We start from the raw sequence: 11,706 nt of genomic DNA, 5'->3' as shown, positions 1-11,706 counted from the left end.
CACTTGAAATGCATTCCCCTGTGGGAGCTGGCTTGCCTGCGATAGCAATCTGATGAGCGCCCCCCCTAACAAACAGGCCACCTACCGCCAATAAACCTATCTAATCAACGGGTCTTGCGTTGCGCAACCGCCGCCCGACGCAGGTGACGTATTTCGAGTAATCGCTGACGCATTTCACGATGGCGCTTGCTGTTGAGCAGCAACAAACCCAGCAGCGGAAACAGCACCGCCGAACCGTACACCAGGGTATTGAGGCCGTATTGAATCATCGGCAAAACGAACAGCAGGCAACACACCAAGTAGCTCGCCACCAGCCGGGTCGCCCAGGGGAATCCGCGTGCAATCATCACATTGCCAAACACCAGCACCGCTACCAGCACCAGTATTGCAGCCCCGGAGTAGTTGGCCTTGAGCGCCGGTTCAACCCCGCGCAAATAGGTTACGCCCGCCGTGGACACAGCCACCGAACCAGAGAAAATCGCCATGAAGATGGTGCCCATGAACACCGGAAAATAACGCGCAAGGAAACTGCGCCTATCGGGAAACCCCTTCATTCCGTCAGTTCCTCATACAGGCCAATGGCAAGCGTCGATGCCGAGCCAACGTGACCGGTTCGATAGCTGCCCCAGATACCCAACATGCCGCCCAAGGCGTCCTTGAGCTGGGTGAGCGTGGCATGACGAATTTCCGTGGAGCTGTAGCGCTTGGGCAACGTGCCGGCGCGCTGCTGCAACTTGAGCAACTTGGGGGTCAGGCTTGGGTCTTTGAGACTGAGCAATTCCTGGGTCAACTTCTTGCGCTCCTGGCGATTCAAGCCCTTGAGCAATTCATACCAGCTCTTGCCCAACGCAGCGGCTTTTTTGGCCTTGAGCAGCCTTAATGTGGTGAAGGCTCCCGTTCCGATCCCGACCAACGACGCGGCATCGAGAATCGGTGACACCGCGCCATACCACTGGGCGTCGTCCATGCGGTCGTTGGCATCTGGGTCAAGGATCTCGTTATAGGTCCGGGCCACGCCAAACCCGCACTGAGCGCTGCTGGCCAGCGCCGCCGTGACACCGATACCCACCACAAAAGCACTGGCACCGGCGGTGAACGGTACGGCGACGCTGCCACTGAACACCACGATCCAGCCGATCACCGCCGCCCCACAGGAAAGCCCCATGTCAAAGGCCTCCTTCTGGAGGCGCCCTTCACGGGGGTCGGTCTTCACCTGCTCGACAAACTGCGCCGGCGAGATGTACTTCTGCGCCTCGCGCAAAATGACGCGCTTGGGTTTGATGCTGCAGATGGGCTTGAATTCGCGCAGGGTGATCACGTTGAAGTCGGCGTCGATGTACACCACGCCAGCGCCGACGATGCTGGGGTCGGCGTCAATGACGGCGAACAGCCGCGGCAGGTTGATCTGGCTCTCAATGCGCTGGCGCGCCATGAATTGGGAGCGGTTGGAGTCCATGCCGATGTTGAGCAAGGGGTTGCCCATAAGTGTTCTTCCTTGAAATCGAGAGTGCCCAGACCGGCCTCATCGCAGGCAAGCCAGCTCCCACGCTTGAAATACATTCTCCTGTGGGAGCTGGCTTGCCTGCGATAGAAATCTAATGGGCGCCACCTTACCAAACAGACTCACCACCGACCAGAAAGCAAAACGCCAGCACGAGGCTGGCGTTTTGCATTTCAGGCGTCGATCACCGCGGTACAACCGGCTTGCGCGTAGGCTTGCCGCCCTTGCCCTTGGCCGCATCGCTGCGCTCTTTGGCCGCCTGCTTATTGCGCGCCTGGGCCGCAGCCTTGGCTTGCTCGCGCTTGTCCCACGGGTTGCTGCCGTCGCTGCCACGGGGTGGCAGGCCGGTGTGCTGGGTGAGGATCCTGGTGGTGGTTTCCTTGGCGACCTTATGGCTGCCGGCCGGCGTCGAGTTCTTGCGCCGGGCGCTCTGGTAGCTGTCGGTGGACGGCTGGTGCAGCGGGATCAACTGGTCCTTGCCCGACCCGATCAGGTCGGCACGGCCCATGCGGGTCAATGCTTCACGCAGCATCGGCCAGCCCTTCGGGTCGTGGTAACGCAGGAACGCCTTGTGCAGGCGGCGCTGCTCCTCGCTCTTGACGATGGTCACCGCGTCGCTCTTGTAGGTGACCTTGCGCAGCGGGTTTTTGCCCGAGTGGTACATCGCGGTGGCGGTGGCCATCGGCGACGGGTAGAACGCCTGCACCTGGTCGGCACGGAAGCCATTGCCCTTGAGCCACAGGGCCAGGTTCATCATGTCTTCATCGGTGGTGCCCGGGTGGGCGGCGATGAAGTACGGGATCAGGTACTGCTCCTTGCCCGCTTCCTTGGTGTACTTCTCGAACATGCGCTTGAACTTGTCATAGCTGCCAATGCCCGGCTTCATCATCTGGTTGAGCGGACCTTCCTCGGTGTGTTCCGGGGCGATCTTGAGGTAACCACCGACGTGGTGGGTGACCAGCTCTTTGACGTATTCCGGCGACTCGACGGCCAGGTCGTAGCGCAGGCCGGAAGCGATCAGGATCTTCTTCACACCCGGCAACGCACGGGCGCTGCGGTACAGCTGGATCAACGACGAGTGGTCGGTGTTCAGGTTCGGGCAGATGCCAGGGAACACGCACGACGGTTTGCGGCACGCGGATTCGATTTCCGGGCTTTTGCAGGCGATGCGGTACATGTTCGCCGTCGGGCCGCCGAGGTCGGAGATCACGCCGGTGAAGCCCGGCACTTTGTCGCGGATCTCTTCGATCTCGCGAATGATCGACTCTTCGGAACGGTTCTGGATGATGCGGCCTTCGTGCTCGGTGATCGAGCAGAAGGTGCAGCCGCCGAAGCAGCCACGCATGATATTCACCGAGAAACGGATCATGTCGTAGGCCGGGATCTTCTCCTTGCCATACGCCGGGTGCGGTACGCGGGCATAAGGCATGCCGAACACGTAGTCCATTTCTTCGGTAGTCATCGGAATGGGCGGCGGGTTGAACCACACGTCAACTTCACCGTGCTTCTGCACCAGGGCGCGGGCGTTGCCTGGGTTGGTTTCCAGGTGCAACACGCGGTTGGCGTGGGCATAGAGCACCGCGTCGCCGCGGACTTTTTCCACCGATGGCAGGCGGATCACGGTCTTGTCACGGGTCATGCGCGGGCTGGCCAGGATCTGCACAACCTTGGCTTCTTCCGGATCATCCACCGGCCCCTTTTCCTGCTCGATGGCGCAGGCCTGGGTGTCCTGGGTGTTGACGTACGGGTTGATGATCTTGTCGATCTTGCCCGGACGGTCGATGCGCGTGGAATCCACTTCGTACCAACCGGCCGGCGTATCACGGCGGATGAACGCGGTACCGCGCACATCGGTGATGTCTTCGATCTTGTGGCCCCACGACAAACGCTGGGCAACTTCGACGATGGCCCGCTCGGCGTTGCCGTACAGCAGGATATCGGCGGTGGCGTCGATCAGGATCGAGTTGCGCACGCGGTCCTGCCAGTAGTCGTAGTGGGCGATACGACGCAGGGAAGCTTCGATGCCGCCAAGCACGATCGGCACGTTCTTGTAGGCTTCCTTGCAACGCTGGCTGTACACCAGGCTCGCACGGTCGGGGCGTTTGCCAGCCATGCCGCCAGGGGTATAGGCGTCGTCGGAGCGGATTTTCTTGTCGGCGGTGTAGCGGTTGATCATCGAGTCCATGTTGCCGGCCGCGACGCCGAAGAACAGGTTCGGCTCGCCGAGCTTCATGAAGTCGTCTTTGGACTGCCAGTTCGGTTGCGCGATGATCCCGACGCGAAAGCCCTGGGACTCCAGCAGCCGGCCGATGATCGCCATGCCGAACGATGGGTGGTCAACATAGGCATCACCGGTGACGATGATGATGTCGCACGAATCCCAGCCAAGCTGATCCATCTCCTCCCTGCTCATCGGCAGGAATGGCGCAGGACCGAAACATTCGGCCCAGTACTTGGGATAGTCAAATAACGGCTTGGCTGTTTGCATGACGGTGACCGGTGTGAAGATGAAAAATCGCGGGCGCGGAATATAGCACAAATTTTGACCAATTCCGACGGTAGTAGTCGGAATTGTGGCTTGCCTGCGATGAGGCCCTTACAGGCGCTTGAAACTACTCGTCGTCGTCGAAGTTGTAGCTACCCGGCGCCAGGTTCTCGAAACGCGTGTACTTGCCGATGAACGCCAACCGGATAAACCCGATCGGGCCGTTCCGCTGCTTGCCGATGATGATTTCGGCAATGCCCTTGTGTTCCGTCTCGGGGTGGTACACCTCGTCGCGGTACACGAACATGATCACGTCGGCGTCCTGCTCGATCGCTCCGGATTCCCGCAAGTCGGAGTTCACCGGACGCTTGTTGGGACGTTGTTCCAGGGAACGGTTGAGCTGGGACAACGCCACCACCGGGCAGTTGAATTCCTTGGCCAGGGCCTTCAAGGAACGAGAGATTTCAGAAATCTCGTTGGTACGGTTGTCGCCACTGGAACCGGGGATCTGCATCAACTGCAGGTAGTCGATCATGATCAGGGCGATGTCGCCATGCTCACGCACCAGGCGCCGGGTACGCGCGCGCATTTCGGACGGGCTGATACCCGCAGTGTCATCAATGAATAGCTTGCGGTCGTTGAGCAGGTTGACCGCTGAGGTCAGGCGCGGCCAGTCGTCGTCTTCAAGCTGGCCGGAACGCACCTTGGTCTGGTCGATACGGCCAAGCGACGAGAGCATACGCATGATCAACGATTCGCCTGGCATCTCGAGGGAGTACACCAGCACCGCCTTGTCGCTGCGTAACACGGCGTTTTCCACCAGGTTCATCGCGAAGGTGGTCTTACCCATGGACGGACGACCGGCGACGATGATCAAGTCGGACGGCTGCAGGCCGCTGGTCTTTTCGTCGAGGTCGGTGTAACCGGTGGAAATACCGGTAATCGCGGCATCGGTGTTGAACAGGGTGTCGATGCGGTCGATGGCTTTGGTCAGCAGGTCGTTGACGCTGACCGGGCCGCCGGTTTTCGGGCGGGCCTCGGCGATCTGGAAGATCTGGCGCTCGGCTTCGTCAAGGATCTCGGCAGCGGTGCGGCCTTCGGGGTTGAAGGCGCTGTCGGCGATTTCGGTGCTGATGCCGATCAACTGGCGCAACGTGGCGCGCTCGCGGACGATCTGGGCATAGGCCTTGATGTTGGCGACGGACGGCGTGTTTTTTGCCAGCTCACCGAGGTAGCCCAGGCCACCCACTTGGGAGGTCTGGCCTTCCTTGTCCAACTGCTCGGCCAGGGTTACCACGTCGATCGGTGAGTTCTGGTCGGCCAGCTTGGCGATGGCGCGGAAGATCAGGCGGTGGTCATGACGATAGAAGTCACCGTCCGAGACTTGATCCAGCACGCGTTCCCAGGCGTTGTTGTCCAGCATCAAGCCACCGAGCACGGCCTGTTCGGCCTCGATGGAATGCGGCGGCACCTTCAGGGCAGCGGTTTGCAGATCGTATTGCTCAGGAGCAGAGATTTCGTTCATGGCCACTTGGAATTTGGGGTGTGTAGAAAAACAAAAGGCACGACCTGTAAACAGGATCGTGCCCGATGTTAACCGGCTGGCACGCGAGGTGCCAGTCAGTTAGGTGCGACTTAAGCTGCTACCACGACAACGCGTACGGTGGCTTCAACTTCGGCGTGCAGGTGCACGGCTACGTCGAATTCGCCTACGTTGCGGATGGTGCCGTTCGGCAGACGAACTTCGCTCTTCTGCACTTCAACGCCGGAGGCGGTCAGTGCATCAGCGATGTCGTGGGTGCCGATCGAACCGAACAGCTTGCCTTCGTCACCAGCGGTGGCAGTGATAGTCACTTCCAGCTCAGCCAGTTGGGCAGCGCGAGTTTCGGCCGACGCTTTTTTGTCTGCTGCGGCTTTTTCCAGCTCAGCACGACGCTCTTCAAACGCAGCCAGGTTGGCAGCGGTTGCAGCGGTGGCTTTGCCGTATGGCAGCAGGTAGTTACGACCGTAGCCGGCCTTAACGTTCACTTTGTCGCCCAGGTTGCCCAGGTTGGCGACTTTTTCCAGAAGGATCAGTTGCATGTGAAAATCCTCTAACTTTTAACCTTCACCGTTCGCGTTATCGGCGTCTTTCGACGCCAGACGACCGCGAAAATCAATCAGGCTGTCAACAATGGCCAAGACCACGAGTAACGGATAGATCAGCTGCATGAACAGCAACAGCGTGACGTACAACCCCACCAGCCAAAACCTGGCCAGTCGCTTTTGCGCGGCAAGCCCATGAATCAGGGCCAGCCCGGCAAACACCAGCGGTACACTGCAAATCGGCGCCAGCAAGGCCATCTGTGGGCCGAAGTTCGGCCCGACAACCATGCACGCCAGCAGCAACATCGCCGGCCCCGCTGGGATTCTGATACTGCGAAACTCGCGACCAAAACCACCCGGGTTGTACAACAACGCCTGCCAATAACGCCCAAGAATCAGGCTCAGCACGCTGACGACCTGCAACAAAGCCGCAATCAGGCCGGTCAGGACCGGGGCAATCAGTGACGCAAACCGCGCTCGCTCATCTACCGACAAATGCTGGTAGAGATCCCCGAGGGCCAACGGCAGGATCTTGACGATCTCCTGCGCCAGCGCCTCGATCTGCGGGCGGAAAGCCGCGCCAAGCATCACTGAGTACACCACCCCCAATGCCACGCTGACCAGCAGCGTGCGGACCCAGGACTCACTTGCGCGCAAAACCAACGCAAGGCTCGATGACCCCAGCAGTACCAGAAGTACCCGTGGATCACCCATTTGCAGCCACCAGATCAAGGCCGGCAACAAACCCAGGGCAAGAACGCCAAGGGCGTCCTTCAAACCGCGCCGCAGTAGCACAAGGCAACCTGCGGCAGCACCCAACCAATAAAGCAACGGCAATGCCGCACATCCAGCCACTACCAGAGTGGCCTGCACGCGACCGCGCATGATGAACTCAGCTAAGGCGCGCATGCATTCAATCCCTTACTACTTGTCGACTGCCCGGTCTCAGCGGCCGTGGCTGTCGGTGTAGGCCAGCAGGGCCAGGAAGCGGGCGCGCTTGATAGCGGTGGCCAGCTGACGCTGATAACGTGCTTTGGTACCGGTGATACGGCTTGGAACGATTTTGCCGGTCTCGGATACGTAGGCTTTCAGAGTGTTGAGATCTTTGTAATCGATCTCTTTCACGTCTTCAGCGGTGAAGCGGCAGAATTTACGACGACGGAAGAAACGTGCCATTTGATAGGCTCCTTAAAAGGTCCGTGGATTACTCGTCAGCGTTATCGCTGTTGTCGCTGTCATCACTATCAGCGCTATCAGCGCCTTCGTGCTCAGGACGGTCGCGACGCTCACGGCGCTCACTGCGGTTTTCTTCAGCCTTGAGCATCTCGGATTGGCCAGTAACGGCTTCTTCGCGACGGATGACCAGGTTACGGATCACAGCATCGTTGTAGCGGAAGTTGTCTTCCAGCTCGGCCAGGGCCTTGCCAGTGCACTCAACGTTCAGCATCACGTAGTGAGCCTTGTGAACATTGTTGATTGCGTAGGCCAGTTGACGACGGCCCCAATCTTCCAGACGGTGGATTTTGCCGCCGTCTTCTTCGATCAGCTTGGTGTAACGCTCAACCATGCCGCCGACTTGCTCGCTTTGATCCGGGTGGACCAAAAAGATGATTTCGTAATGACGCATGAATGCTCCTTACGGGTTGTAGCCTGCCGCTCAAAAACGGTCAGACAAGGAGTGAATGACACTTATGGATCTTGCCGCAAGGGAGGCACATCGGTGCCTGCCAGGAAGGCAAGGGGCGCAATTGTAGAGAAGGGGGAGAAGCGGCGCAAGGCAATTGGTGATTATTTGAACAACCCCAAGCACCACAAACACAAATGTAGGAGCGAGCTCGCTCGCGAAAAACTCACAGACACCGCGCTCATTCAGGAAGCCCGCGTTATCGTTGACGTTTTTCGCGAGCAAGCTCGCCCCTACATCAGGATTGGGGCAAGCCCCACATGGTGATTACTTCTTGGGCTTGGCCTTAGCCTTGGCACCACGCTGACGCTGGGCTTCAAATAGGCACACGCCCGTCGCCACCGACACATTGAGGCTGCTGACACTACCGGCCATCGGCAGGTGCACCAGATAATCGCAATGCTCACGGGTCAGGCGGCGCATGCCTTTGCCTTCGGCGCCCATGATCAGGATGGTAGGGCCGGTAAGGTCCTGGTCATAAATGCTGACCTCAGCCTCCCCCGCCGTGCCCACGACCCACAGGCCGCGCTGCTGGAGCTTCTCGAGGGTACGCGCCAGGTTGGTCACGGCCACCAGCGGGATCACTTCCGCCGCACCGCAGGCGACTTTACGCACCACCGGCGTCAGGGTCGCCGACTTGTCCTTGGGCACGATCACTGCCAGCGCACCGGCAGCATCCGCCGAACGCAGGCAGGCGCCGAGGTTGTGCGGGTCGGTCACGCCGTCCAGCACCAAGAGCAACGGTGCACCTTCGGTACGGTCGAGCAGCTCGTCGAGCATCGCCTCGCCCCACACCTGGCTCGGACTGACGTCAGCCACCACACCTTGGTGAACGCCTTCGACCCACACGTCCATTTCACGACGCTCGGCCTGGCCGATGGCAACCTTATTCTGCGTAGCCAACTCGACCAGCGCCTGTACGCGCGGCTCGCTGCGACCTTCGGCCAACCACACCTGCTTGACGCGCTTGGGATGGTGACGCAGCAGTGCTTCTACGGCGTGCACGCCGTAGATTTTTTCCAGACTCATGACTTGGCCTTAGGTTTGCGCGACCCGCCGCTTTTTGCGGGAGCCGAACCCGCTTTTGGCTGGCCTTTACGGTGTTTACTTGGCTTGCTCGACGGCTTTTCCGCCCCGTGGGACTTTCCCCCAGACGCCGCTTTACCACCGCTTTTGGCTTCGTTGAGCAACTGCTGCTTCAACTCGCGACTCTTGCGCAGCTCGGCGTTTTTCGCCGCCGCGTCGCTTGGGCGGTAGGCTTCAGGGGCCTTGTCCTTGGCGGAAGAACGACGACCAGCCTTGGCAGGTGCAGGCTCGGCCGTGGTTTTTGGGGTGGCCGCTTTGCCTTTGGACGCAGGCGCCGTGGTTTCACCACGTTTTTTACGACCCGCAGGCTCTGCCGGCTTGTCAGGCATGCCGAAGTCGATCTTGCGCTCGTCGAGATCGACACGCATGACCTGCACTTCAACGGTATCGCCCAAGCGGAAGCTGCGACCGGTGCGCTCGCCCGCCAGGCGGTGATGCACAGGATCGAAGTGGTAGTAATCACCCGGCAAGGCGGTGACGTGCACCAGGCCCTCGACGTAGATGTCGGTCAGCTCGACGAACAGGCCAAAGCCGGTCACGGCGGTGATGACACCCGGGAACGACTCGCCCACGCGATCCTTCATGAACTCGCACTTGAGCCAGTTCACCACGTCGCGGGTGGCTTCGTCAGCGCGGCGCTCGCTCATGGAGCACTGCTCGCCAAGTTGTTCCAGGGCCGCTTCGTCGTACGGGTAGATCCGTGCTTTCGGAATGGTCATGGCACCGGCGCGCTTGACGTGCGGGGTGTTCTGCTTGGAATGGATCACGCTGCGGATCGCCCGGTGCGTGAGCAAGTCCGGGTAACGGCGAATTGGCGAAGTGAAGTGGGTGTACGCCTCGTAATTCAGGCCGAAGTGGCCCTGGTTATCGGCGCTGTACACCGCCTGGCTCAGCGAGCGCAGCATCACGGTCTGGATTACGTGGTAATCCGGACGGTCCTTGATGCTGGCCAGCAGGGCCTGGTAATCCTTCGGCGTCGGGCCGTCCTTGCCTTTGTGCAGGGACAGGCCGAGTTCGCCGAGGAAGGCGCGAAGTTTTTCCAGGCGCTCCGGCGGCGGGCCGTCGTGCACACGGTACAACGCAGGAATTTCGTGCTTCTTGAGGAACTCGGCAGTGGCCACGTTGGCCGCCAGCATGCACTCCTCGATCAGCTTGTGCGCGTCGTTACGGGTGGTCGGGGTGATCGCCGCAATCTTGCGCTCGGAGCCGAAGACAATGCGGGTTTCCTGGGTTTCGAAATCGATCGCGCCACGGGTATGACGGGCACCCAGCAACACCTTGTACAGCGAGTACAGCTGCTTGAGGTGAGGCACCACGCCAGCGTACTCGGTACGCAGGGCCTTGGCTTCGCTGGTCTTCGGCGTTTCCAGGATGGTGCTGACCTTGTTGTAGGTCAGGCGTGCCTGGGAGTGGATCACCGCTTCGTAGAACTGGTAGTCGGTCATTTCGCCGGTTTTGGAGATGGTCATCTCGCACACCATGGCCAAACGGTCGACTTTCGGGTTCAGGGAGCACAGGCCGTTGGACAGCTGCTCGGGCAGCATCGGGATCACGCGCTCTGGGAAGTACACGGAGTTGCCGCGCACCTGGGCTTCGTTATCCAGGGCCGAACCGATCTTCACGTAGCTGGATACGTCGGCAATCGCGACGTACAACTTCCAGCCGCCGGAGAACAGGCGCAGCTTGCCAGGCTTGGCTTCGCAGTAGACCGCATCGTCGAAGTCGCGGGCATCTTCACCGTCAATAGTGACAAACGGCAGATGACGCAGGTCGATGCGTTTTTCTTTGTCTTTCTCTTCGACTTCCGGCTTGAGCTTGGCGGCTTCCTTGAGCACGGCCTCAGGCCAGACGTGAGGGATATCGTAGGTGCGCAAGGCAACGTCGATTTCCATGCCCGGCGCCATGTAGTTGCCGACCACTTCAACGATATCGCCCTGGGGCTGGAAGCGCGCAGTAGGCCAGTGGGTGATTTTCACCTCGACGAACTGGCCGACCTTCGCGGCGCCATTGCGGCCCGGGGTGATCAGCACTTCCTGCTGGACCTTCGGGTTATCCGGCACAACGAAGCCGATGCCGCCTTCTTCGAAGTAACGGCCGACGATGGATTCGTGGGCGCGGGACACCACTTCGACGATCACGCCTTCACGACGACCACGGCGGTCGAGGCCAGAAACCCGCGCCAGGGCACGGTCGCCATCGAACACCAGACGCATTTGCGCCGGGCTCATGAACAAGTCGTCGCTGCCATCGTCCGGGATCAGGAAGCCGAAGCCGTCACGGTGGCCGGCAATGCGACCCAGGATCAGGTCCAGCTTGTCGACCGGCGCATAAGTGCCACGACGGGTGTAGATCAATTGAGCATCGCGCTCCATCGCACGCAGACGGCGGCGCAGGGCTTCGAGCTGGTCTTCGGTGGTCAGACCGAATTCTTCAACCAGTTGCTCACGGCTAGCAGGCGAACCACGATCGGCGAGGTGCGCCAGGATCAGTTCGCGGCTAGGAATAGGGTTTTCATATTTTTCCGCTTCACGAGCGGCCTCGGGATCGAGGGACTGCCAATCGGCCATTAGAGAGTTTTCACCTTGTCTATATGCGGGTTAGTTTGGCATACGCGTATTGAAACGGGAAATTTCAGGTATCAACAAGCGTTTAAAAGCCCTTTGCGGCCCCCGGAGCGCACCTTGCACGACCACTGGCGAAATTTTCCAGGCTTTTTTCATGGCAGGGGTTTACAGCTCAAATATCGCTCCGTATAGTGCGCGCCATCGACGACGGCAACGTTGTCAGATAATGCCCAGGTGGTGAAATTGGTAGACACGCCAGCTTCAGGTGCTGGTGATCGCAAGGTCGTGGAAGTTCGAGTCT

10 protein-coding genes are annotated in these 11,706 nt (G+C 60.0%); all 10 read right to left on the bottom strand.

Going from position 1 to position 11,706, the window contains the following annotated elements:
* Window positions 1-104: 104 nt before the first annotated feature.
* The gene (locus ACTJLA_RS19560) at window positions 105-554 is read right to left on the bottom strand and encodes a hypothetical protein (protein WP_314545988.1); all 450 of its coding nucleotides are present in this window, start codon (window positions 552-554) and stop codon (window positions 105-107) included.
* Complete coding sequence (locus tag ACTJLA_RS19555; protein WP_014716676.1) at window positions 551-1,483, bottom strand: hypothetical protein; 933 nt, start codon at window positions 1,481-1,483, stop codon at window positions 551-553. The genes ACTJLA_RS19560 and ACTJLA_RS19555 overlap by 4 nt, the downstream gene beginning before the upstream one ends.
* Window positions 1,484-1,685: 202 nt before the next feature.
* The gene (locus ACTJLA_RS19550) at window positions 1,686-3,989 is read right to left on the bottom strand and encodes a YgiQ family radical SAM protein (protein ID WP_034125867.1); all 2,304 of its coding nucleotides are present in this window, start codon (window positions 3,987-3,989) and stop codon (window positions 1,686-1,688) included.
* Between the two features lie 124 nt (window positions 3,990-4,113).
* Complete coding sequence (gene dnaB, locus ACTJLA_RS19545) at window positions 4,114-5,511, bottom strand: replicative DNA helicase (protein ID WP_003188079.1); 1,398 nt, start codon at window positions 5,509-5,511, stop codon at window positions 4,114-4,116.
* A 110-nt stretch (window positions 5,512-5,621) separates the two neighbouring features.
* Window positions 5,622-6,068, bottom strand: coding sequence for a 50S ribosomal protein L9 (rplI, locus tag ACTJLA_RS19540; RefSeq protein ID WP_003171376.1), 447 nt, complete (start codon window positions 6,066-6,068; stop codon window positions 5,622-5,624).
* Window positions 6,069-6,086: 18 nt separating this feature from the next.
* Entirely contained in the window at window positions 6,087-6,980 is an 894-nt protein-coding gene (locus ACTJLA_RS19535) for a hypothetical protein (RefSeq protein ID WP_314545982.1), read from the bottom strand.
* Between the two features lie 36 nt (window positions 6,981-7,016).
* Window positions 7,017-7,247: a 30S ribosomal protein S18 gene (gene rpsR / locus ACTJLA_RS19530; RefSeq protein ID WP_002551829.1), complete on the bottom strand. Its 231-nt coding sequence runs from the start codon at window positions 7,245-7,247 to the stop codon at window positions 7,017-7,019.
* A 28-nt stretch (window positions 7,248-7,275) separates the two neighbouring features.
* Window positions 7,276-7,698: a 30S ribosomal protein S6 gene (rpsF, locus tag ACTJLA_RS19525; protein ID WP_003236224.1), complete on the bottom strand. Its 423-nt coding sequence runs from the start codon at window positions 7,696-7,698 to the stop codon at window positions 7,276-7,278.
* Between the two features lie 324 nt (window positions 7,699-8,022).
* Window positions 8,023-8,784 carry a 23S rRNA (guanosine(2251)-2'-O)-methyltransferase RlmB gene (gene rlmB / locus ACTJLA_RS19520; protein WP_003188074.1) on the bottom strand — a complete coding sequence of 254 codons (762 nt, stop codon included), beginning with the start codon at window positions 8,782-8,784 and terminating at the stop codon, window positions 8,023-8,025.
* Window positions 8,781-11,408: a ribonuclease R gene (rnr, locus tag ACTJLA_RS19515; RefSeq protein WP_314545979.1), complete on the bottom strand. Its 2,628-nt coding sequence runs from the start codon at window positions 11,406-11,408 to the stop codon at window positions 8,781-8,783. Before rnr ends, rlmB begins: the two co-directional genes overlap by 4 nt.
* Window positions 11,409-11,706 lie beyond the last annotated feature (298 nt).

The organism is Pseudomonas sp. 22072, from assembly GCF_052046095.1.
GTDB classification, from domain to species: Bacteria; Pseudomonadota; Gammaproteobacteria; order Pseudomonadales; family Pseudomonadaceae; genus Aquipseudomonas; species Aquipseudomonas paracarnis.
The sequence above is the reverse complement of the archived record's forward strand: the minus strand, read 5'-3'. Positions and strand labels throughout refer to the sequence as shown.